Genomic DNA, 23,106 nt, shown 5'->3' on the forward strand with positions numbered 1-23,106 from the left:
CCCGCAACGTCCGAACAACCGGAGACGGGCCCTCCGCCCCTTCGGACGTTACGCACGATGCGGGGTTAACGTCCGAACGATCGCAGTACGTGGTCGGCGTGTTTTCGGACGCTACGCGAGCCCCAGCCCTAACGTCCGAACGATGGCAGTACGTGGTCGGCGTGTTTTCGGACGTTAGCGGCGCTGCCTGCGGCCGGGCTCGCTTTGTGGATACCTACTGCCGCTGGGTGGCAGTGGGTATCCACAGACCTGTATCCCGGGGCGACTCGGCCGCCGCGGGGCGGTCGACTGAAGCCTTCGGGTTGCGGTGGTCCCTGGTTGAGGTGGATGGTGCGGCTGGCGACCGCGGTTCCCGTTGCTCGTAGTTAACGGGCTGTGGCTGAGGTAGTGGTGCGGTCGCCGGTTAAGCGACTGCTGCAGGGGGCTGGGGTGTTTTGCCTGTCGATTCAGGTCAGTTTTGCTCCCCGGCTCGGTCGATGCGCACCGCCCGCCCTAGCCATAGCGCGGAAGCAACTGGGGGCCTGAACAAGATGTGGTGGGTTCGGACAGGTCATTTCTTGTTCAACCCCACCACCAGCCCTCCGCGCCCCCGACAGGTCACCGACCGACGGATGGTTTGGGGGTGGAGATCGGCTGGGTGGTTGAGGAAATGGTTCGCGTGTAGGTGCGCTGGACCGAATACTGCTGTGCATGAGTGATGGGGTGCACAGCCCGCGGAGTGTTGCGGAACTGCTCGACGGGATCGCGCGAGGTCGGCGGTACCGCTATGTGACGTTCTGGGGGCACCGGCCTCGTCGGCCCGGAGCCGTTGATGCGAGTTGTTTCAGCCAGTGGTTTCCTGCGGCGTTCACCGTGGATGATGTCCGCTATCCGACGGCTGAGCACTGGATGATGGCCGGTAAGGCACGGCTGTTTGGTGACGACACCGCGCTCGAGGCGGTGCGTGGGGCACGCAATGCCGGAGCTGCCAAGGCTGCCGGCCGTGCTGTACGCAATTTTGACGAGGAGACCTGGCGGCAGCATCGGATGGAGCTGGTGGTGGCCGGTTCGATCCACAAGTTCAGCGCCCATCCGGAGCTGCGCGACTATCTCCTAGGCACCGGTTCCCGGGTCCTGGTCGAGGCCAGCCCGGTCGATCGTGTCTGGGGCATCGGTCTGGCGGCGAACGATGAGGCAGCGTCGGTCCCGGCTCGGTGGCGGGGGACCAACCTGCTCGGGTTTGCCTTGATGGCTGCGCGCGAGCGGTTGGCCGGTCGGCGGGTGGTGGGTTAGGAGCCTGCTTCAGGGAAGGGGCCAATCTGGTGTGCCTCGATCCGCGCGAGTGCGACGACCATGCGCTCCAGCCCCCAGCGCGGGTCGAGGATCGGCCGCTCGACCCAGTGGGTTCGCTGGTCGGCGTCCAGTTGCGCGAGGAAGTCGTGCAGGACGGCGTGTTCGTGTTCCGGCGCGAACAGGGCGACGACCTTGGTGGGGAACGACAAGTGGTAGTCGTCAACCTTGCGCCATTCGCGCTCCCACCAGAACTCCTTGCGTCCTTGCTTGATCGGCCCCATCTGCTCGAAGTACGGCGTCAGTTGGAACACCGGCTCGCGTTGCAGGGTGTACTGGTCGACCTTCCCATCGGGACCTGTCGCCCGGTCGAGTGCTTCCTGCACCATCAGGTTCACCGCGGTGGAGGGCCAGTTGACGCCCCGGCGGGTGATGTCGGAGTACCAGACGGGGTTGAAGCCGGCCTTCCGGCCGGTCGTCTTGGTGATGGCCAGCCCGTACGGCTCGAAGTGCACCGCGCGGCCGTCGATCGATTCGAGCATCATCCAGATGTGCTCCAGCGGCGTCTCGCTGACGCAGACGGCCTTCTGCGTGGCGGACGATCCCGCGAGGTGGGACTGGAGTTTGCACGCCGGGCCGAAGGCCTTGCGGGCCTTGATCGTCCCGGCGCGGATGATCGACTGCAGGTTGTCGAGAGCGCCGATTCCGTCATCGCTGGTGCGGGTCAGGTGCACCAGAAAGGTCGACAGGTCGGTTCGCCGTTGCAGCAGGTCCTCGATCTTGGCCATGAGAACAGCCTGCTACAGACAGTGAGCGACCGCCTCCCGAGCGGCGTGGACGACGGTCACGGCCAGGGGACGTCGACTTCTACTTCGGCTTCGTAGTCGATGCCGGGGACGTCGAAGCCGTAGAGCTTGCGGATTTCGGCGTGGAACCACTCGTGGTCGGCGAGGGTGGCGATGGTTTCGGGGGTGACGGACTGCCAGGCGGCGTGGACGGCGGACTGGGTTTCGGGGGTTAGTTCCCAGCGGTCCAGGCGGATGCGGTTGTCTTCGTCGAGGTCCAGGGGAGTGGTGCCGGTGAGTTGGGACCAGAGGCTGACAGATTGCTCGATGGGCGTCTGCATGGCGTCGCCGAGGGTTTTGTGCAGGAGGCTGGTGTAGAGGCCGATGCCGGGGATGGCGGAGGAGGCCTGGGTGACGGCGGCGCCGTTGACCGAGGTGTAGGCGGTGACGCCGTTCTTGGCCAGGGTGAGGGCGGTCTGCTCGAGGTCGGCCTTGGCGGCGCCGATCGAGCCCTGGCGGTAGATGGCGCCGGTGATGTCGGAGCCGATGTAGGTGAGGGCGACGGTGCTGAAGCCCTCGTTCAGGAGGTCGCGCTCCTGCAGCGCGGTGATCCAGCGGGACCAGTCCTCGCCACCCATCACCTTGACGGTCTGGGCGAGGTCGTCGTCCGACGCCGGGTCGACCGTGACCTCGGTCAGCTGTGGCTCGGCGCCGTCGTACGCGAGGGACTTGGTCGTGTACGGCTCGCCGATCGTCTTCAGTGCGGACTGGTAGGTCTCGCCGGTGCGCGGGTCGGTACGGCGTGGGGCCGCGACGCTGTAGATCAGGTGGTCGATGCCACCAAACCGCTCGGCGATCTGGTCCAGGACCTCGGTCTTCGTGGTGTCGGCGAAGGCGTCGGCGTTCACGAAGCTGAAGTCGCGCCCGAGCTCAGCCGCCAGCGCGGCAGTCTCCGCAGTCCGGTACCAACCAGCCGTCGCCGTCCGGCGAGCTGTCGCGTCCTTCTCGAACGCGATCCCGATCCCGTCGATGCCGAACTGCGCCAGCCCGGCAATCGTCGTGGCCAGCCCGTATCCCGAGCTGGACCCGATCACCAACGCGACCCGGCGTTGCGCCGTACGGGGCTCGACGGAGGCGGCCAGGTTTCTGACCACCTGGACGCATCCGGCCGGATGCGAGTCCAGGAACAGGAAACCACGGCCTACTGGCTTGACCACGCGCTCACTCATGCCAGGACCCTAACCCGCCGATCGGCGTTACCGGCCAGGAGTTCCGGAAGAGTGCCGGGAGAGTGCCGGGAAAATGCCGGCTCAGTTCCAGTACACGTCCGCGTCGTCGGGCTCGACCGTGACATCAGCGCCGAGGCGGCGCAGGTTGCCGGCGAAGTCGGTGTAGCCGCGGTGCACGTGGTGGGCGGCTGAGACCAAGGTCTCGCCCTCGGCCGCGAGGCCGGCCAGCACGAGCGCGGCGCCGGCGCGGATGTCCGACGCGACGACCGGTGCTCCGGAGAGGCGGGGGACGCCGCGGACGACCGCGTGGTGACCGTCGGTCTGGATCTGCGCGCCGAGCCGGGTGAGCTCCTGGGCGAACGTGAACCGGCCCTCGAACAGGTTCTCGGTGACCATCGCCGCGCCGTCACTCAGCGCGTTCATCGCGATGACGAAGGCCTGCAGGTCGGTCGCGAAACCGGGGTACGGCAGTGTGACCACGTCGACCGGCTTCGGCCGGTCGTCCATCCGGACCCGGAAGCCCGGGTTCAGGACCTCGATCTGCGCGCCGGCCTTGTGCAGCTTGTCCAGCGGCAGTTCGAGGTGCTCGGCGTGACCATTCGTGATCGTGATGTCGCCCTTGGTGATCGCTGCGGCGAACGCCCAGCTTCCACTGACGATCCGGTCCGGTACGACGACGTGCTCGACCGGCTTGAGTAGACCGCTGACTCCGGTGATCTCGATCCGCGGTGACCCAGCGCCGTCGATCTGGGCGCCCATCGACACCAGCAGAGCCGCGATGTCCTGGATCTCGGGCTCACGCGCGGCGTTCTCGATCACCGTCGTACCGCGGGCCAGGACCGCCGCCATCATGATCGTCTCGGTCGCGCCGACACTCGGGAAGTCCAGCCAGACCTCGGCGCCGTGCAGCCCCTGCGGAGCCTCGGCGATCACGAAACCATGCTCGATGTGCACCTTCGCGCCCATCGCCTCCAGGCCGGCCACGTGCATGTTCAGCCCGCGGGAGCCGATGTTGTCCCCACCGGGCAGAGCGACCTCCGCACGGCCGCAGCGGCCCAGCAGCGGGCCTAGCACCGAGATGGAGGCCCGGAGCTTGCGCACCAGGTCGTAGTCGCACTGGTAGCCGATCTCGGCCGGTACGGCGATCGTCGCGACCCCGGCCTCCGCATCCACGGTGACCGAGCAGCCCAGGGTGTCCAGCAGTTGCGCCATGAACGTGACGTCGAGGATGCCCGGCACCTGCCGCAGTGTCGTCGTCCCCTCCGCCAGCAATGCCGCCGCCATCAGCTTGAGCACGCTGTTCTTCGCCCCAGCTACCTCCACAGCTCCCTCGAGCCGTGCCTCACCCGCGATCCGAAACCGTTCCACTGGTCGACTGTAGCGTTTAGACGTGGCGGGCTTTGCGTAGAGTCCCTGCCATGGCTGTGAACTTGACGCGGATCTACACCCGCACCGGTGACGCAGGCGAGACCCGCCTGGGCGACAACTCGAGCACCTCGAAGACGGATCCGCGCCTCGCGGCGTACGGCGACGTGGACGAAGCGAACTCGGCGATCGGGGTCGCCATCGCGGCCGGACACCTGAACAGCACCCTGGTGTTGCTGTTGACCAGGATCCAGAACGACCTGTTCGACGTCGGTGCGGACCTGTGCAACCCGATCACGCCGAACCCGGCCTACGAGCCGCTGCGGATCACGCAGGACTACATCGACCGCCTCGAGGGCTGGTGCGACGAGTACAACGGCCGCCTCACCAAGCTGCGCTCGTTCATCCTGCCTGGTGGCTCTGTGGGCTCCGCCTACCTCAACGTAGCCCGCACCGTGGTCCGCCGGTCCGAGCGGACCGCCTGGGCCGCGGTCGAGGAGCACGGCCCACTGGTGAACCTGCTGGCCATCACCTACCTGAACCGGCTCTCCGACCTGCTCTTCATCCTGGGCCGCGTCGCCAACCTCTCGTCCGGCGGCGACGTGCTTTGGGTCCCGGGCGGCGAGCGAACCTCTTAAGCCAGCTGCCAGTTCAGCGGCATCCGGAGCAGTCCGGCCGGTGGGAGTCCCAGCGCGCTGTAGACCCCACTGGCCAGGCCGTCCAGCGTCAACGGCTGCGCTGTGACGGCCAGATCGTCTGTAGTGGTCGGTGCGCGTAGCTGATCGAGCAGGTTGCGGTGCGGCACGGTAGCGACCTGCATGTTGTCGCGGTCGAGTCCTGCGCGGTTGCAGGCCAGTGTCAGCGCGTGCTGGAAGCCGCCGAGTTCATCGACCAGCTTGCGGTCGAACGCGTCCGCTCCGGTCCACACCCGGCCGCGCGCCAGCGCCTCTAGCTCCGCCTCCGGCAGTCCGCGGTCCAGTGCGGCCTTGGCGACGAAGTCCTGGTAGATCCGGTCGAGCGTCTCCTCCAACCGGTCCCACTGGTCGTCGCTGAACTCCTCCTGCGCGGAGTACATACGTGCGTTCTCGCCCTCCGACACAGCCTGCTGCGAGATCCCGATCCGGGCCAGAGCATCCCGTACGACGCCCTTACCGGTCAGCACGCCGATCGAGCCGGTGATCGTTCCCGGCTGCGCGACGATCACGTCAGCCGGCATGGCGACGAAGTACCCGCCAGATGCCGCGACACTGCCCATCGAGGCGATCACCGGCTTCCCAGTGGACCGCAGCCGCAGCACCTCGTTGCGGATCGCGTCAGAGGCGACGTACGAGCCGCCGGGGCTGTCTATCCGCAGTACGACGGCCTTGACCTTGTCGTTGTCCGCAACCGCACGCAGAGCTGCGCCAACCGTGTCGGAGCCGGACCCTGGTCCGCCGAGCGGGCTGTTCGCGTTCCGGCCGACGGTGATGCCACCGGAGACCCGCACTACCGCGACCAGTGGCTTCTCCGGCCAGGGGAGTCGTCGCTGGAGCTCAGCCAGAGTGCGCGGCCCACGCCGTACATAGCGCTCGGCCAGCAGCCGCTCGGTCTCTCCGAGCGTCTTCTCAAGCTCGTCGTACACATCCGATCGATAGCCGAGTCGATCGACCAGTCCGGCGTCCAGTGCAGCCTGGGCATGCAGTGGCGCGCTGTCGACCAGCTCACGAACCCGCTCCGGCGACAGCCGACGCCGTACGGCGATTCCGTCGACGATCTGCTCGTATACCGACTCAGCGAGCCGTGCGGCCATCTCCCGCCCCGGACCGGTCATCTGCTTCTCGGTGAAGGTGTCCGCGGCGGTCTTGTACTCACGCCGCTTCCCGAACTGCGGAATCACGCCAGCCTTGTCCAGCGCACCGCGGACGAACACCGCCTGCATGGTGACGCCGGTGATCCCCAGATCACCCGACGGCTGCACCCAGATCTCGTCGAACGCCGTGGCGAGGTAGTAGGGCACCGTCCCGCCGCCGGCCTCACCGAACGACTCGGTCCACGCGACCGCAGGCTTCCCCGACGTACGGAAGTCAGCCAGTGCGTCCCGCAGGTCCTGCACCTGGGAGAGCGACAGACGCGCACCACCCAGGTGGGCCACCAGACCGGCGACAGACTCGTCCCGCGCCGCCTTGCGCAGTGCTGCGACCAGCTCACGCAGCGTCGGCAGGTGCCGCGCGCGGAACGCCGCCACCGGTGAGGCGGGCGGCGTCTCGAGCACACCCCGGGTCAGATCCAGCTCCAAGAGAAGGCTCATACCTCGACCCTAGACCGCACCTTCAAGCAGTCGGGCCGGGACTGCGACCGGCTCGCGACAACATCCTGACCGCCTACCGTGGCAATGCCGCGCGTGTTACTTTCTGGCCAGGGGAAGGGGAGGGTCACCCATGCGAAGAGTGTGGCTTGCGATTCTGTTGCTGGTCGGGGTTGTGACGCAGGCCGGCGTCCTGGCGGGGCAGGCTACGGCGGCCGCGCCTCCGCCGGTGCGAGTGCTTGATGCGGGGCAGCGGACGAGCGGGTATTACGCGGTCGCCAACGGGCCCGCTTCGTTCGAGGTGAGCACCAGCGCGTTCCTGGTGTCGTACAACGGGATCTTGAACGGCCCGGGCCGGCTCCAATTCGGTGACAGGTGCTGGCTGGTGATCCACACGATTCACCCGTCGTTGACCAATGCCTACACGGACCTGACCCCGGCAGGGGACTTTCGGCTCATCGGTCCGGGCGTCGGTGTCCTCTGGCACTCCAACACCGCAGGGCTCGGTGGCAAACACCTGATGCTCACCCGCGACGCCAACCTGATCCTCACCACGGCCTCGGGGAAGGTCGTGTGGCAGTCGACGTCCAGTCAGTGCTGGCTGAACGCGAACTCAGTGCTGGCCAGCAAGCAGAGCCTGCGCAGCGGATGGACCAAGAACACCACGCCCAAGCCGTGGCTCGTGCTGACTGTGCAGGCCAACGGGAACCTGGTCCTTCGCTACGGGTCGACCATCGTCTGGCAGGTCCGTCCGAACGTGCCTGGCGCGTACCTGAGGTTCACCGCCGATGGCGAACTGATCCTGCGATCTCCGAGCGGTCAGGCGCTCTGGCGCAGCGGGCGGCATGCGAGCACCGGCTGCGCCTGCTGGCTCAGGCTGGATCCCTACGCGGGTCAGATCTCTGTCGTGGACTACAGCGGGCGGACGCCGGCCGTCATCTGGAAGAGCCCGCTGCGCCCACCGGTCTGACACTTCGACTGATGCTGACCTGGCGGCTCACGGCCCCTCAACCGTGAGCCGCCAGGAGTTCTGGGCTACTTGACCTCGTACGCCCGGGTGATCGTCTGGTCGACGGAGTTGCCGGCTGCGTCCCGCGCCTGAGCCCGGAGCGTGACGAAGCCGGACATCTGGTCGACGGACGCCTTCCAGACGGCCGCACCGGTACGTCGTACCGGCACTGGCTGCCAGGTCTTGCCGTCGTCGAAGGACGCGGACATCGTCAGGCTGACGATCGGCCGCACCGGCGCCTTGAATGCCGTCTGCACAGTCACCGGGAACTCGAACCGGCCTTGTGGTGCACGGTTCCGCTCATCCAGCTGCGGCGTGTACCGCACGTTCAGCAACGGCAGTGCGGTGTCCACACCATCCGGAGTGCGCTGGGACCGGAACGTCCAGCGTGAGGAGATCTCCGGGGACAGCTTGGTCCAGTTGTCCGCTCGCTTGGTCACCTTGGTCAGCTGGTACGACGCCTCAGACTCCGGTACGGCGAACGTCTGGATCGCGAGTGAATCGGACGCACCGATCTCCGTGCCGTTGCGGATCAGCGTGGTGTGCTCCGACGCGAGTCCCGCGTCGCCCAGCCGGTTGGGCGTTCCGTCGGCGAAGGACGGCACGTAGACGCTGACGCTGTCGCCGTCCCGGGAGACCCAAGGAAGTGCGTTGCGGCCGGGGTTACCGATCCGCGGGTCGGGCAGGCTCGGCCCGAACACGCCACGCTGCCAGTCGACCTTCGTGGTGCGCCCGGCCGGGTAGGCCTTCGCTTCGGAGTCGAGCAGGGTCAGGTACTCGTAGCCGTTCTCCGGCGTGTACCGGTAGACCTCGTTGCTGAAGGACCAGAGCACGTTCTTCGCCGAGTAGTACTCGGCGCGGCGGAACGGCAGGTTCATCCCGATCGCCGGTGTGAAGACGAAGGCCGGGACCGCGTGACCACTCGGGTCGCGCTGTGGCAGAGAGGCGAAGCTGTAGTTGTCGGCCCGATAGCCGGGCTCTCCGGCGTACGACGCGTCCAGCTGCGCGTAGTCACGCGGATTGGTGACGACCGACGGGTTGGCCGGGATCTGCCCGGGCCAGACGGCGGAGTCGTGGTAGAAGTACGGACTGTCCAGGTACAGCTCGCCTCCGGGGTCCTGTCCGTCCGGCATGCCGGCCCAGGCCACGTGGGCGAAGGCCGTGTACTTGTTGGGCGCGTGGGTCCGGTTCGGGACGACGTACATGACCGGGGTGAAGCTCGCCGTACCGCCGTTGGCGACGCCGACACCGCTCGTATAGGTCGTGCCGTCGATGAGAGTGCGCGCAGCACCGACACCGCCGGTCGCTGCGGTCGCATCAGTCACCGGAGCCCGTACGGCGATCTGCCGCGCCTTGCTGCCGTCGAGAGTGATCGGTCCGGCGGCGCCGAGCACCAGATCGGGTTCGGTGAAGTAGGTGACCTCGCCGAAGCCGGCGCCCTCGTCGTTGAGCTTCGCTGTGTAGCCGTCGACGATGTAGTGGCCCGACGGAAGCTTCACCGAGTCGCCTGCCGCCACGGAGTAGGCGATCAGCTTGTCCACGTCGACCAGGTAGGTCCCGGAGACATGGGTGTCGTCGTTGACCGCCGGTGCGCCGGTGCGGTCGTACATGACGACCTTGTGGTCGTAGGTGGTGATCTCCTTGCCCACACTGACTGTGGTGCGGACCGTCTTGCCGTTGCTAGTGGCAACCAACCAGGCAGCGTACGCACCCTCAGCCTCCGGACCAGAGGTGTTGGCTGTGACCTCAACGGTCGCACTGCCGTGTGCCGGAACCAGAAGCGAGGAGGTGCTCAGCTTGAAGAGCTTGGCGCCGTTGAGCTTCAGTGTGAGTCGCACGGGCTGCGCGCTGTCGTTGAAGTAGGTCACTGGCTTCGTGACTGGCTTGTCGTCGTTGTGCGGTGCCGGCTGCAGTCCCAGGTTCAGACTGCTCGGCATCGCGAGCACTGGCTGCTTGAGTGCCGCTGCGACGTCCACGCGTCCTGCACCCTGCGTGTAGATGCCCTGATCCTTCAGCCCGAGTGACGAGCCCATCAGCGCCGACTTCAGCTGCGGTGCCTTCCAGTCCGGGTGCGCTTGTGCCAGCAGTGCAGCAGCACCGGTGACATGCGGTGCGGCCATTGAGGTGCCCGACAGCTCGGCGTACGAAGCGTTGATCGCGAACGGGTCCAGTGGAGTGTTCGCAGCGCGCGCAGCAACGATCCGGCTGCCCGGAGCTGAGATGTCCGGCTTCACCGACAGGTCGCCGAGACGGGGTCCCTGACTGGAGAACTCGCTGTGGCCGTCGGACTTGGTCACCGAGGCGACCGCGAGTGCGGAGTCGGCGGCAGCCGGCTCGGACACCGTCTCGGCAGCACCGAAGTTGCCTGCGGAGACGACGAACAGCGTGCCAGTACTAGCGGTCAGCCGGTTGAGCGTCTCGGACAGGATGTCCGTGCCGTCGGACGGACCGCCACCGATGCTCATGTTCACCACTCGCGCACCGGACGAAGCGGCCCACTCCATGCCGGCGATGATGGCGGACGTCTCGCAGTTGCGGTCGCCGCAGACCTTGCCGATCATCAGGTCCGCATCCGGTGCCACACCGCGGTACTTGCCGCCCGACGCGGCGCCCGTACCGGCCACCGTCGACGCAGTGTGCGTACCGTGCCCGACTACATCGACCACGTCGTCGCTGGTGAAGCCCTTGGTCGCGATCACGCGGCCCTTCAGGTCCGGGTGAGTGGCGTCGTACCCGCTGTCGAGTACGGCGACCTTCACGCCCTTGCCTGTCAGTCCGGCCTTCCACGCCGCCGGTGCGCCGATCTGCGGGACACTGCGGTCCAGGTTCGGCGTCACACCGCCGTCCAGCCAGACCTTCTTCACGGTGCCGGCCAGCCCGGTACGGCGCTTGGCCTGCGGACTGTTGAGCCAGCTCCACCACAGGTCTGTGGCCTGAGCGCGTTCCTGCCCAATCGCTACGGCGTCGATGATCGGCAGTTCACGCTTCACCTGCGTGCCCTCTGGCAAGGCGGAGCGGACGGCGCGCGCCGCACCGTCGTACTGGACGAGTAGCGGGAGCTTGGGCGACGACTTGTCGTCCAGACCGAGTTGGCCGAGCAGAGCGATGTCGAACAGGCGTGGGTCGACCACACCGGCGTTGACGAGCGGCATGGCGTCCAGCGGGACCACCAGCTGCTGCTTGCCCAAGGCAAGCTTGTGGAAGGCCATCCGGTCCCGGCCAGGACCAGGGCGGACGTCGAGGGGGATGACACCGTTGCTGGTCTGTCGGGCGATCACCTTGTCGCCGGTCACCAGCGTGAAGGTCAAAGGGGCGATCAGAGAGCTAGTAGATGGCTGGGCACCAACAGCAGGCGGCACAGTCGAAGCCAGTACGACGAGCGCCACGGCTGCTGCGGTGGCCAGCGCTTTGCGGGGACGGAATCTGGGCAAGGTTCACCTCACGGGCGAAGAGGATCAGGGCAGGGTGAAGCGCGGTGACGGCTCAGACAGAGCCGTGACCGGAGGGGTCTTAGGGGTGGGTCAGCGACGAGCGGTGGAGGGCGGGGTGGGGTCGTCGTTGGTCCAGCCGGACTCGAGGGCGATGTCCGCGCCCTTGTTCGGACCGAACGTCTGCGAGGCGAGCAGGCGGCCGTGCACCGGGTCGATGATGTAGTCGAGCTGGCCGCTGCTGTACAGCGTCGGGCTGGCGCCCGGCTTGAGCCGGCCGAAGTCGGTCTTGAGCGAGATCTTGGTGCCGGTGCGGCCCAGCGGGTCCTTGACGTTCGGCTCGATGGTCACGCCGGGGATCATCGACAGCACCCGCAGTACGGCGCCGCGCAGCTTCGGCGGTGACGGTGCCTCGAACAGCAACCGGCCGGCCGCGGAGTACGCGGTGAAGTTCATCGCCTCCGGGTTCGCCGGGTCGGCGCCCTGGGCGAGGATCGCGCGCAGCTTCACCGGATCGGTGGGCAGGGCGGCGATCTGCTGCGCGCTGAGCGGCTTCTCGCCGCTCAGGTAGTAGCCGACCGGAACGTTCTCGAAGGACATCTTGTTGACCACCGGCTTGGTCCCAGCAGTCGTGATCGGGTCCGCCAGCTCACTCTGGTTCCAGGACGTCGGTGAACCCTGTGCACGCCACTTGGCCTCGTCGCCAGGGGTGGCCGGCTTGTAGCCCAACTCGACCCAGCCGAACCAGGACTCGACACCGGGCTTCATCGGCATCCACCGCTCGTCGATGCTCTCCCGCTTCAGCGTGTACTTCGGGTTGCCGACCCGGGTGCCGGTATCGATGTGCAGGGTGCGGACCCGGTAGTACTTGCCGGACACCTTCTCGTCGGCCTCCTGCTGGACGGCCGCAGCGATCAGCACCTCACTGGCGCTGGCCAGGCGTGGCGGCGTCAGCGTCGCAGGCGCCACCCCGACGTCTCCAGAGCCGGAGCCTTGCAACAGCGGCACGCCAAGCGCGATCACTGTGACCACCGCAGTGGTTGCGGTGACCGCACCACCGATCCAAGCCAGTCTGGTGCGGCTGCGGTGCTTCTCCTCGTGGATGAGCGCCTGCAGCTTCCGGCGGGCGGCAACCGACGCCTCCGGGCTCGGTCCGTCGTCTTCGGGGAAAGCGTTGCGGATCGACTCGAGCTCGTTCATCAGGAGTCACCTCCTGTCGGATCGGTGGGGCCGAGAGATTCGCGGATGACGCGCCGAGCCCGGGACAGTCGCGAGCAGACCGTGCCGTACGCGATCCCGAGGGCTGTGGCGACTTCGTCGTACGTGAGCTGACCTAGTGCGACCAGTAGCAGGACCTCACGGTCCTTGGTGGAGACCTTGGCCAGTGCGGCCGCTAGCTCGCGGCTGACGCCCTGTGCGGTCACCTGCGCGGCCACGCGTTCCTCGTGCCCACTGGTCGGTTCCGGGAGCGGTAGCTTGCTGGTGGCTCGCCAAGCGCGCACCTCGTTGCGGCGGTGCCGCCGGATCAGATTGGTCGCGATGCCGTACAGCCAGGCTCGGACCACCCCGTTGCGGCTGTTGAACCGCTCCCGCTGCCGGAACGCGATCAGAAACGTCTCCGCGGCCAGATCGTCGGCCAGATCACTGCCGAGCCGGCGGGCGACGTACGAGTGCACCTGCCCGAAGTACTGGTCGAAGATGTGCGTGAACCGCTCCGGCTCCCGCACCGACGCCTCCAGCACCAGGCTGTCCTCGTCAACCGAGGTGGGTGCAGCACGCACCCGGCCTGGAAGGGCGATGGCCGCCAAGGCCACGTCGGGCGTCATCGAACTCCTTACGTCTGCTGGGTCGCCGATCGGCTCGCCCTGTTCTTGCCCGATGTCCCCAGACCCCTTCTCGTGACCCCCGTCACACAGCAGCCCGGAGCTGGGCATGCCGGCGGGTAGACGCGCGAGGAGGTCCACTGGATGACAGCAGCGACCAGAAATCAGTGCGTGTCGAGCAGTCCGCGCGCAGCGGCCTCGTCCTTGGGCCAGACGTAGACGGTCCACCCGTCCTTGGTCCGGGCGGTCGTGGCCTTGATGCCGAAGTCCTTGAGCTTGGAGACGGTGATCCGGGCCTCGTTGTGGCTGTGCACGGTCCGTACGTCGATCAGCAGCCCGAACGAGTCCCGCTCGGCCGGGCGGTCGTCCACACGCCGGACCAGGGAGCCGCGCTTGGCCTTGGAGAAGGCCCAGCGGCAGAGCAGCACCATCAGCCCAGCGAACGCTATGGCGACCACGGGGAAGAGGAAGTACCGCTCGGCGAACACATACCCCATTCTGCTCCGAAACAAAATCTCGTGCGGTCTTGGCAACCATCCGTGTCTCCGGGGAGTCTTTACGAACACACGACGCTGCACAGCGGCCGATTACTCGGGGGCCGCCGGACGAGCGGAGGGCACGGACATGCACGCACCGACCCATGACAACGTCATACATCTGACCGGCATCCTGGACGTCCGCACAGTGGGCGACGTCCGCCAGACTCTCAACCACCTCATCGACACCTCCCACGGCGACGTCATAGTCGACCTGGAAGAGGTCGATGCCGTCGACGCGACCGGTCTGGGTCTGCTGGTGGCGACCCACCGCCGCACCCAGCTCCTCGGCCGTCAACTAGTCCTCTGGCACCCCCTCCCGTCCGTGGTGCGGATCCTGGCGGTCACCCGCCTGCACCGCATCCTCCACGTCGAACGGACCCCACTACCGATGACTGCCTGACTGTGACGTAGCCCCCTGGTGACACGAGTCACGAGGGGGCGACTCACAAGGTCACACAGTCCTACTCTCGGGTACATGGCGACTGGCGAGCGGGACCGGCCGTGGGTGATGCGGACCTACGCGGGGCACTCCTCCGCGGCTGAGTCGAATGCGTTGTTCCGGCGGAACCTGGAGAAGGGGCAGACCGGACTGTCGGTCGCCTTCGACCTGCCGACGCAGACCGGGTACGACGCGGATCACCCGCTGGCCAAGGGTGAGGTGGGCAAGGTCGGCGTACCGGTCGCGCATCTGGGCGACGTACGGGCGCTGTTCGATCAGATCCCGCTGGCGCAGATGAACACGTCGATGACGATCAACGCGCCGGCCATGTGGTTGCTGGCGCTCTACCAGGTCGCTGCGCAGGAGCAGGGGGCGTTGCCGTCCGAGCTGACCGGTACGACGCAGAACGACATCGTCAAGGAGTACCTGTCCCGCGGCACCTACGCCTTCCCGCCGGACGCCTCACTGCGACTCACCACTGACCTCATTGCCTACACGGTCGCGAACGTGCCCAAGTGGAACCCGATCAACATCTGCAGCTACCACCTGCAGGAGGCCGGGGCCACTCCGGTGCAGGAGCTCGCCTTCGCGCTCAGTACGGCGATCGCCGTACTGGACCGGGTGCGAGACGGCGGTCAGGTGGAGCCGGAGCAGTTCGGTGACGTGGTGCAGCGCATCTCCTTCTTCGTGAACTCCGGGGTGCGGTTCATCGAGGAGATGTGCAAGATGCGCGCGTTCGTTCGCCTCTGGGACGAACTGACGCTGGAGCGGTACGGCGTGACTGACGCCAAGGCCAGGCGCTTGCGGTACGGCGTCCAGGTGAACTCACTCGGTCTGACCGAGGCGCAGCCCGAGAACAACGTGCAGCGGATCGTGCTGGAGATGCTCGGAGTGACGCTCTCCAAGAGCGCCCGGGCGCGCGCAGTGCAGCTGCCGGCGTGGAACGAGGCCCTCGGCCTCCCGCGGCCGTGGGACCAGCAGTGGTCGCTCCGCATGCAGCAGGTGCTCGCGTACGAGTCCGATCTGCTCGAGTACGACGACATCTTCGACGGCTCGCATGTCATCGCAGCGAAGGTGGACGAGCTGGTCGCCGGGGCGCGTGACGAGATCGACCGCGTGCAGGCGATGGGCGGTGCGGTCGTAGCCGTCGAGAGTGGTTATCTGAAGAGCGCTCTGGTCGGTTCACATGCGGAGCGCTGGCAGCGGATCGAGTCCGGTGAGCAGGTCGTCGTCGGCGTCAACAAGTTCCAGAACACCGAGCCGTCGCCGCTCACAGCCGACCTGGACACGGCGATCCAGACTGTTGACCCGGCTGCCGAACAGGCCGCTCTGAACTCACTGCGCGAGTGGCGGGCGCAGCGCGACCAGAAGGCGGCTGACACCGCTCTGGCCAAGCTGCGCGAGACTGCGAAGGGCACCGGCAACCTGATGCCCGCAACGCTGGAGTGCGTCCGGGCTGGCGTGACGACGGGGGAGTGGTCCGGCGTACTGCGAGAGATGTTCGGTGAGTACCGCGCACCGACTGGAGTGTCTGGGGCGGTGGGAGTGTCTGCGGGTGGCGAGGCGATCGCCGCTGTGCGGGAGAAGGTCACCGAGACGTCGAACGAGCTGGGTGGCCGGCTGCGGTTCCTGGTCGGCAAGCCTGGGCTGGACGGCCACTCCAACGGTGCTGAGCAGGTAGCGGTCCGCGCGCGTGATGTCGGGTTCGAGGTGATCTACCAGGGCATCCGGCTGACGCCCGAGCAGATCGTGGCGGCCGCAGTGGCCGAGGACGTGCACTGTGTCGGGCTGTCGATCCTGTCCGGCTCGCACATGGAGCTGGTGCCGGCTGTCGTGGCCGGACTGCGCGAGGCTGGGCTGGAGGACGTGCCCGTGGTGGTCGGCGGCATCGTCCCGGACGCAGATGCCAAGGCTCTGCTCGCATCTGGTGTCGCTGCCGTCTACACGCCGAAGGACTACGACCTGACCGGGATGATGTCCGACGTGGTCGACGTCATCCGCCAGGCGAACAAGCTCTAGGACTACGTCCGGCGCGCCAGTAAGCTCCGGCCCGGCGGCTCCAATGGTAGTTTTTTGACCTCGGACGTTGAGGTCAACCATCTCCCGGAGGTCCCGCCCCATGCGTCGGTACGCCCCTGCCGCCACCTTGACCACGATCCTCGCCACGATCGCAGCCGTCGTCAGCCCTGCCGTCGCTACCACCTCGAGCGCGACCCCGGCTGCTGCCGGTTGTGATGCGGGCGCGGCTGGGTACACCACGGCTCTGCAGATCAACCTGCCCACGTCGGCGACCTGGCTCAACACGACGCCGCCGTACACGGTCAACAACACCGCGGCCATCGGGTCCAACTTCGACCGGGTCGGCTACTGCCTTGAGCTGAATGGCCCCAAGGGCGTGCAGTGGGTGTGGACGGCGATGGACCCGTTCACCAGCGATGCCAAGCGACTGGGCCTGCAGACCTCCGCAGGTCAGATCTTCCGGCAGCAGGTCACCGACCTCGAGGTGAGCTCCAACGTGGCCGGTGTGACGAACGGGACCGGCCAGACCGGCTACATCGAGATGTGGCCGAACCAGTACAGCGGTGCGGCCGCCGGTCAGGTACCCAACGCCTCCGCGAGCGCGTACGACGCGGATGACAGCCCGACCACGGTTCTCGGCCATGGCTCGTTCCAGATCCACCAGATCGGTGCCACCAAGCCGTCGACCGTGCCGGCCAAGCCGGTGCTCTCGATCAACAGGTTCTCCGAGTCGACCGCCAAGACCTTGGCGCTCGGCATCGGCACGAACACCGCCGGAGCACCCGACTGGACGCTGACCGACAACGCGGCGTCATACACGCAGCGCAAGCTGACTGTCTACGCCCGGCCTTCGCTGGTGAAGCTGACCGAGATGCCGCAGGACCTCAAGCTGATCCCGCGTGACAGTGAGAACGGCGCTAACCCCGCGGTGGCTGGCCAGGTGACGGCGACCGGGGTGGATCACGTGGAGCTGAGCGTCACTGGCAACGGTGCGACGCAGACCTTCACCGCTCCTGCCTCTGCGCCGTTCCGGTTCACGCCACGCATCCTGGCCGGCCGGTGGGACTACACCTTCGAGCTGAAGGCCGTCGGAGCTGGCATCGACCGCGTCGTGGCCAAGCGCACCGGAGTCGTTGCGGGCGACGTGTACGTCGTACAGGGACAGTCGAATGCCGAAGCAGCCAAGCGGTCCGGCGACGCGAATGTCGAGGAGTCCCCGTACCTGCGCAGTTTCGGGAGCTCCAACGCCGACCCGACCATCTCTGGTGCCGACCGGGTCTGGCACTACGCGACCGGCGACGTAACCCAGCAGTCCGGCTCGGCTGGTCAGTGGGCGATCCGGATGGGCCGTCGGCTCGTCGACACCTACGGCGTACCGGTGGCGCTGTTCAACGGCTCTCACGGCGGTAAGCCGATCAGCTTCTTCCAGCGCAACGACACCACGCCGAACGACCTCACCACGAACTATGGCCGGCTACGCAGTCGGTTGCAGGCGTCGGGAGTGCTCAGCAAGGTCAAGGGGGTGCTCTGGTACCAGGGCGAGCAAGACAGCGACAACGCGTCCGTCCACATCGCCGGCTTCACTTCTCTGCTGTCGGACTGGCGAACAGAGATGACTACGGCGAAGTACTTCGCCTACCAGGTCCGTACGTCGCCCTGTAACGACACCACGACCGTCAACCTCCGCGAGGCACAGCGCAAGCTCGGCGACACACAGGACGTCACCGTCCTGTCGACCAACGGCCTGTCCGGTCACGACGGCTGTCACTACGCCTACGCCGGTGGCTATCGCGAGATGGGCGACCACACCTTCGCTGTCGTCGCCAGAGACCTGTACGGCGGTCCCTCGGCCGGCGTGGCTCCGCCGAACCCGTCCAGCGTCACCAAGAGCGGTACGACTCTCACAGTGAAGCTCCGGTCGACTGACCCGCTCACAGTGGACCCCGGTGTGGGAGCCGACTTCCGGCTGGTCGGCTCCACTGTCACGGTCAGCTCCGTCGTCTACCAAGCCGACGGGTCGCTCAAACTGTCCTTGTCCGGTACGCCGACCGGTGCGACGGCACTCATCTACCAGGGTCACCTGAAGGCGGGACCGTGGATCACCAACGCCACCGGCACCGGCCTGCTGGCGTTCAACCTGGCCATCACCTAGGCGCCGGCCTTCTCCCGGACCAGGTCCTCGACGGCCTTCGGGATGGTGGTCTCGAAGTCCAGCAGCTTGGCCCAGGTGAGCGTCACAGTGATGAGGACCATGTCGGTGTAGAGGTCCTTCACACCGGCCACCCAGCCCTGGTACTGCTCCTCGTCGGCCATCACCTTGCGCCCGGCGATGATGTAGCCCTCCGGGATGCCGTCGGCCAGCTCGACCTCGGCGGTACCGCGCAGCAGCAGCACCTTGGGTGGGAAGGCGGCCGTGTCGATGGTCAGCGCGACCTTCGGGTTCTGCTTCAGCGCTGCGACCTTGGCCGCCTTCGGCGCGGTGGCGATCAGCAGCTTGTCGCCCTCCATCCAGAACCCGATCGGGACCGCCCGCGGGTCCCCGTCCAGGCCGTTGTAGGCGAAGCGTGCCGGTTCCGTGCCGTTCAGCAGCTGCTGGGAGTAGGGCTTGGCCAGGATCTCGGAGATCTGTTCGGGGGTCATTTCGGTTCCTTCCGGTTGGTGTTCTCATCAGGGAGACGGAGCCGGGTCACGGTCCTCGACATCAGTAGGTTGGGGAATTGTGGAATCTTTTGGATTCGGTCCCGGGACGATCCAGATCGCCGACGACGGCGCGGTGGCGCGGGTCCTGCACCCTGACGGCCGCCAGGTGCTCCAGAGCACCTGGGGCAAGGGCTTCGTCATCACGGACCGCGGCAGCCACCGCTTCGACCAGCCGGTCCTCACCAGGTGGCGAAGCAGCGGACTCGACCTCCTTCACCAGTTGGGCGACCTGGAGCTGCGCGTCGGCCGCCGCTTCGGCGAGCACTGGACGGAGACCTACGAACTCCGCAATCCGACCGCTGAGCCGGTAGCGGTCGGCTCACTCGCGATCAGTACGCCGTACCGCGACGTCTACCGCTCTAGCCGCGAGAGCCTCATTGGTGCGGTCCATGCGCACATCTGGACCGGCGGTGCGGACGCCTGGGCCTGGGCGGTCCCGATGGACGGCAGTAGCCCCGGACTGGGGCTGCAGCTCAAAGAAGGCGAGCTCTGGGCGTACTCCGTCGAGGGACGCGACACAGACAGCAGTAGCAACACCCGCGGCCTCCTCTACCTGCACGTCACTGACCACGCCCGCGCCCCGCACGCCATGGGCGGTCAGCCGCTGATCACGCTGCAACCGGGAGCGTCGTACCGGTGGACTTGGCAGCTTGGCTGGTACGACGATCTGCCGGCGTTCCATGTGGACCGCCAGCCACGTCTCGACGCGGATCGGTTGGCTGCCGACGTGGGCGAGACGATCGAGGTGCACGGCCACGGCCCGGTCACCAGCGACGAGCCCGGTCTGAAGTACGTGGAGGCCGACAACGCGCGGATCGCGCTGCTGTTCCACGAACCGCTGCGAGTGATCGTGGAACGGCGTACCCGCTTCATCCTCGACCACCAGCGCCGACCGGAGCTCGCAGACAGCCGCCGGTACGCCTTCGTGCCCTACGACAACGACAGTGGCCTCACAGTGCAGACGGGGACCTGGCGAGACTGGTCAGACGGACGTGAGCGCGTCGGTATGGCCCGTCTGCTGCAGGAGGTCCGCGACCGCGGCTGGGGTGATCGGGCCGAGCTGGATGAGGCACTGGCCGGGTATGAGCGTTTCGTCCGCGACTATCTGGTCGACGAGGACGGCACAGTGCACGAGGACAGCGTGGAGCAGGAACACATCCGGCTCTACAACTTCCCGTGGTTCGCACGCTTCCTTCTGGCGCAAGGCGATCGGGCCGGTGCAATCCGCGTGCTCGAGAAGTACTACGAGCTTGGCGGCGACCACTTCCTCGCTTTCGACCTCGGTCCGCTGTTGAGCGAGCTGGGGCTGCATGAGCACCTGATCCGGCATGCGCGCACGTTCCTCGAGTACGGCGACGAGCTGCCGCCGCACGAGGTCAACTACGAGCAGTCCATGGTGGCGCCGCTCCTGGAGCTCCTGGCCGCGGCGTACCGGATTGCACCAGACCAGATCGACGGTGCCGAGCTCAGCCGCCGACTGCCGTGGCTGACAGCGTTCGCAGCCGACCAACCGGACGTACGGCTGCGGTACGTACCGATCCGGCACTGGGACGGCTACTGGTTCGGACGGCTGCGGCTGTGGGGTGACGTCTTCCCGCACTACTGGTCCGTGCTCAGTGCAGCCGTGTACGACGCTTGGCCGCGCGAACTGGTCAGCCCCGAGCAGGCGGCCTGGCTGGACAGCGCGGCGGACGCCATCCTGCGAGCCAACCTCTTCGGCTTCTCCTCCGACGGTACGGCGACCTGTGCGTTCGTCTACCCGAGTTGTGTCAACGGCCAGCCGGCGCACGTCGCGGACCCGCTGGCCAACGACCAGGACTGGGCTCTCGTCTACGCCCTCCGTCGCAACAGCCCTGCGTTCTAACGATAGAAAATGGTAAAAGGACCAAAAGAACGTGAGAGATGCCACCGGCAGTTTACGAAAGTTACCTACCTAAGCGGGCCCCTCGAATGGTAACTTCACGCCAACGCCACCCGCCCTGGTGGCCGATCGTGGTGGGGGATGTCGCGTGGTCGCCAACGTCACCGCCGGCTTCGGCCGGCAGCCGCAGGACCTGTCCGAACACGAGAAGCTCGTCCGCGAGCTACTGCCCGACGATGTGGCCGAGGCCTATCTCGAGCTGACCCGAACCGGCGCTCGCGTCACCCACGTCGGTGACCCGATCGACCACGAGTTGCTGAACCGCCAACTGGCCTATCTGCAGCCCGCTCCCGACGCTCTGGTGATCAGAGCCGTCGACCCGCTGATCGCCGTGACCGGTCTGCTGACGCAGGTGCATCAGGAGCTGACCAAGCAGCACAGCAGGCTGCTGCAGGGATACGTGGCTGCCGCCGAGATGCATCAGATGCAGTTGCACGATCGGCGGTCCGACCACGTGCCGTCGGTGCTCGCTCAGATCATCACCGACCCCGACGAGCTCACCGCTCGCTGGACGACCTCTATCCAGACCGTCCAATGCACTTACCGGTCGATCGTCACTCCTGACGGCCCAGCGCGGGTGCTGCCGGCGCCCATCAATGCACAGTGCGACAGCATGCAGTTCCGTGAGCTCTGCACACCGGAGTACCTGGCTGACGGTGGTGTGCAGACAGCACTCGACGCCGGGGTCGCAGTACGCACGACCCGGACGCTGCCGACCAGCATGGTGATCGTCGACGACCACTTCGCACTGATCGGTCTGGCCGGCGGTGGCAGTACCGGCGCACTGCTGGTCCGCTCGGCGCCGATGGTCGCCGCACTGACGCAGTACTACGACCAGCTCTGGGAGAGCGCCACGCCGGTCATTCAGTCCCAGACAAAGGGCCTTGGCAGCACTGAGCGCGAAGTGCTCCGGCTGCTCGTCCATGGCCTCAAGGACGACGCGATCGCCCGCCATCTGCAGCTGAGCGTCCGGACAGTACGCCGTCACATCGCCGCGATCATGGACTTCGTCGACGCCCCCACCCGCTTCGCTGCGGGCGCGGCCGCGCATCGCCTGGGCCTACTGGGCTAAGAGGTGGGCCGCTGCAACGGCCCACCCTCTAGCTCACTGCAGGCTCGGCAGGAGTTTCTGCAGCGAGTCCATCAAGTACGTGTGCACGCTGGTCCCGTAGGAGATCCGGTGCGCACCGGCCGCGATCAGCTCGGCAGCCTTCGGTCCGTTAGGTGCAGCGTGCGCGTTGATCGGGCCGCCGATCTCAGCGACCAGCTCCGGCAGTACCTCGACTGGCGCAAAGATCGGGTAGATGCAGTCCGCGCCTGCCCGCCGGTAGATCCGCCCGCGGGCAACAGCGTCCGCAGGCGTGCCCTGCACCAGGAAGGTGTCGACCCGCGCGTTGATGACCAGGTCAGCACCCGCAGTCGCTCGCACCTCAGCCAGGTAGTCGGCGAACTCAGCAGGGTCGACCAGTCCGCCGCTCACCGAGTCCTCGAGGTTGCAGCCGACCGCACCGGTCTCCAGCAACCGCTCCGCGAACTCCTTGGCCGGCAGGCCGTACCCAGCCTCCATGTCCGCTGTCACCGGTACGTCGACCGCCCGGGCGATCCGGGCGACCGCGGTCAGCATCTCCGCGGCCGGGGTCAGCTGACCGTCGTCGTACCCGAGGACCCGAGCCACTGCGCCACTACTGGTGGCGATGGCCGCTGCGCCGCTGGCCGCGATGACCTTGGCGCTGACCGGGTCCCACGCGTTCGGCAGGATCAGCGGCGGCCCGGAGTGGTGCAGGGCCCGGAAGGCTTCAGCGGTCATGGCTTGTAGTGGCCGGGAGCCATCTTGCCGGTGATGCCGACCCGGTTCCACGCGTTGATCATGATGATCAACGCGATCAGCTGGGCCAGCTCCTTCTCGTCGAAGTGCTGGGCGGCCAGCTCGTACACGTCGTCCGGCACGTGGCCGTCGCTGACCAGGGTGATCGCTTCGGTCAGCTCCAGTGCGGCTTGCTCCTGCTCGGTGAACAGGTTGCGGGCCTCGCGCCAGACCGGCAGCAGGTTCAGCTTCTGCTGGGGGCCTTCGCCGTGCAGGTAGTCGAGGCTGTGCATGTCGGTGCAGTAGGCGCAGCCGTTGACCTGGGAGGCGCGCGCCCTGATCAGGTTGGCGAAGTTGGCGTCGAGGCCGGCGCCCGCGGTCTCGTCCAGCGCGATCAGCGCCTTGTAGAAGTCCGGGGCCACGGTGGCCAGCTTCACCCGTCGAGTTGTCGTTGTGCTCATGTCTCCAACCTAGGTCGGGATCGGCCCAGGT

At 67.1% G+C, this 23,106-nt stretch carries 19 protein-coding genes; 8 read left to right on the forward strand and 11 right to left on the reverse strand.

All coding sequences use genetic code 11. The features are described from left to right. Positions 1-690 precede the first annotated feature (690 nt). Positions 691-1,272: an NADAR family protein gene (locus tag ACFVWG_RS35230; protein ID WP_391547806.1), complete on the forward strand. Its 582-nt coding sequence runs from the start codon at positions 691-693 to the stop codon at positions 1,270-1,272. Here ACFVWG_RS35230 and ACFVWG_RS35235 read toward each other — a convergent pair. The 3 genes from ACFVWG_RS35235 to murA all read right to left on the reverse strand — a co-directional run bounded on the left by ACFVWG_RS35235 (position 1,269) and on the right by murA (position 4,651). Further along, the gene (locus ACFVWG_RS35235) at positions 1,269-2,057 is read right to left on the reverse strand and encodes an abortive infection system antitoxin AbiGi family protein (RefSeq protein WP_391547807.1); all 789 of its coding nucleotides are present in this window, start codon (positions 2,055-2,057) and stop codon (positions 1,269-1,271) included. The two genes, ACFVWG_RS35230 and ACFVWG_RS35235, sit on opposite strands and share 4 nt — an antisense overlap. 56 nt (positions 2,058-2,113) lie before the next feature. Next, positions 2,114-3,283: an enoyl-[acyl-carrier-protein] reductase FabV gene (fabV, locus tag ACFVWG_RS35240; RefSeq protein WP_391547808.1), complete on the reverse strand. Its 1,170-nt coding sequence runs from the start codon at positions 3,281-3,283 to the stop codon at positions 2,114-2,116. Positions 3,284-3,364: 81 nt separating this feature from the next. Then, positions 3,365-4,651 carry a UDP-N-acetylglucosamine 1-carboxyvinyltransferase gene (gene murA / locus ACFVWG_RS35245; RefSeq protein ID WP_391547809.1) on the reverse strand — a complete coding sequence of 429 codons (1,287 nt, stop codon included), beginning with the start codon at positions 4,649-4,651 and terminating at the stop codon, positions 3,365-3,367. 50 nt (positions 4,652-4,701) lie between these two features. Between murA and ACFVWG_RS35250 the strand changes: the two genes are divergently transcribed. Next, positions 4,702-5,286, forward strand: a complete 585-nt coding sequence (locus tag ACFVWG_RS35250; RefSeq protein WP_391547810.1) for a cob(I)yrinic acid a,c-diamide adenosyltransferase — start codon at positions 4,702-4,704, stop codon at positions 5,284-5,286. Here ACFVWG_RS35250 and sppA read toward each other — a convergent pair. Beyond that, positions 5,283-6,935, reverse strand: coding sequence for a signal peptide peptidase SppA (sppA, locus tag ACFVWG_RS35255; protein ID WP_391547811.1), 1,653 nt, complete (start codon positions 6,933-6,935; stop codon positions 5,283-5,285). The two genes, ACFVWG_RS35250 and sppA, sit on opposite strands and share 4 nt — an antisense overlap. Before the next feature lie 130 nt (positions 6,936-7,065). Here sppA and ACFVWG_RS35260 point away from each other — a divergent pair, with 130 nt between their 5' ends. Then, positions 7,066-7,902 (forward strand): hypothetical protein, encoded by an 837-nt coding sequence (locus ACFVWG_RS35260; RefSeq protein ID WP_391547812.1) that lies wholly within the window; start codon positions 7,066-7,068, stop codon positions 7,900-7,902. A gap of 65 nt (positions 7,903-7,967) precedes the next feature. On the opposite strand, the gene ACFVWG_RS35265 is transcribed toward ACFVWG_RS35260, so the two are convergent. The 4 genes from ACFVWG_RS35265 to ACFVWG_RS35280 form a co-directional block, all read right to left on the reverse strand. Next, positions 7,968-11,372 (reverse strand): S8 family serine peptidase, encoded by a 3,405-nt coding sequence (locus tag ACFVWG_RS35265; protein WP_391547813.1) that lies wholly within the window; start codon positions 11,370-11,372, stop codon positions 7,968-7,970. A gap of 90 nt (positions 11,373-11,462) precedes the next feature. Further along, positions 11,463-12,569 (reverse strand): CU044_5270 family protein, encoded by a 1,107-nt coding sequence (locus ACFVWG_RS35270; RefSeq protein ID WP_391547814.1) that lies wholly within the window; start codon positions 12,567-12,569, stop codon positions 11,463-11,465. Then, positions 12,569-13,195 (reverse strand): RNA polymerase sigma factor, encoded by a 627-nt coding sequence (locus tag ACFVWG_RS35275; protein ID WP_391547815.1) that lies wholly within the window; start codon positions 13,193-13,195, stop codon positions 12,569-12,571. The genes ACFVWG_RS35270 and ACFVWG_RS35275 overlap by 1 nt, the downstream gene beginning before the upstream one ends. 161 nt (positions 13,196-13,356) lie before the next feature. Further along, the gene (locus tag ACFVWG_RS35280) at positions 13,357-13,680 is read right to left on the reverse strand and encodes a hypothetical protein (RefSeq protein WP_391547816.1); all 324 of its coding nucleotides are present in this window, start codon (positions 13,678-13,680) and stop codon (positions 13,357-13,359) included. A gap of 136 nt (positions 13,681-13,816) precedes the next feature. On the opposite strand from ACFVWG_RS35280, the gene ACFVWG_RS35285 reads away from it, so the two are divergent. From ACFVWG_RS35285 to ACFVWG_RS35295, 3 genes are all read left to right on the forward strand, one after another. Further along, positions 13,817-14,131: an STAS domain-containing protein gene (locus ACFVWG_RS35285; protein ID WP_391547817.1), complete on the forward strand. Its 315-nt coding sequence runs from the start codon at positions 13,817-13,819 to the stop codon at positions 14,129-14,131. Between the two features lie 75 nt (positions 14,132-14,206). Beyond that, complete coding sequence (locus ACFVWG_RS35290) at positions 14,207-16,189, forward strand: protein meaA (RefSeq protein WP_391547818.1); 1,983 nt, start codon at positions 14,207-14,209, stop codon at positions 16,187-16,189. A gap of 100 nt (positions 16,190-16,289) precedes the next feature. Beyond that, complete coding sequence (locus tag ACFVWG_RS35295) at positions 16,290-18,341, forward strand: sialate O-acetylesterase (protein WP_391547819.1); 2,052 nt, start codon at positions 16,290-16,292, stop codon at positions 18,339-18,341. Here ACFVWG_RS35295 and ACFVWG_RS35300 read toward each other — a convergent pair. Next, positions 18,338-18,829 carry a pyridoxamine 5'-phosphate oxidase family protein gene (locus tag ACFVWG_RS35300; RefSeq protein WP_391547820.1) on the reverse strand — a complete coding sequence of 164 codons (492 nt, stop codon included), beginning with the start codon at positions 18,827-18,829 and terminating at the stop codon, positions 18,338-18,340. The two genes, ACFVWG_RS35295 and ACFVWG_RS35300, sit on opposite strands and share 4 nt — an antisense overlap. A gap of 79 nt (positions 18,830-18,908) precedes the next feature. Between ACFVWG_RS35300 and ACFVWG_RS35305 the strand changes: the two genes are divergently transcribed. Then, complete coding sequence (locus ACFVWG_RS35305) at positions 18,909-20,753, forward strand: hypothetical protein (protein WP_391547821.1); 1,845 nt, start codon at positions 18,909-18,911, stop codon at positions 20,751-20,753. Positions 20,754-20,898: 145 nt separating this feature from the next. Then, positions 20,899-21,882, forward strand: a complete 984-nt coding sequence (locus tag ACFVWG_RS35310; RefSeq protein ID WP_391547822.1) for a LuxR C-terminal-related transcriptional regulator — start codon at positions 20,899-20,901, stop codon at positions 21,880-21,882. Positions 21,883-21,915: 33 nt separating this feature from the next. Here the strand turns inward: ACFVWG_RS35310 and ACFVWG_RS35315 are convergent, their stop codons facing one another. Further along, complete coding sequence (locus tag ACFVWG_RS35315; protein ID WP_391547823.1) at positions 21,916-22,617, reverse strand: isocitrate lyase/phosphoenolpyruvate mutase family protein; 702 nt, start codon at positions 22,615-22,617, stop codon at positions 21,916-21,918. After that, positions 22,614-23,075, reverse strand: a complete 462-nt coding sequence (locus ACFVWG_RS35320; protein ID WP_391547824.1) for a carboxymuconolactone decarboxylase family protein — start codon at positions 23,073-23,075, stop codon at positions 22,614-22,616. Before ACFVWG_RS35320 ends, ACFVWG_RS35315 begins: the two co-directional genes overlap by 4 nt. Between the last annotated feature and the right edge of the window lie 31 nt (positions 23,076-23,106).

The sequence above is a fragment of the Kribbella sp. NPDC058245 genome (assembly GCF_042882005.1).
GTDB lineage: Bacteria > Actinomycetota > Actinomycetes > Propionibacteriales > Kribbellaceae > Kribbella.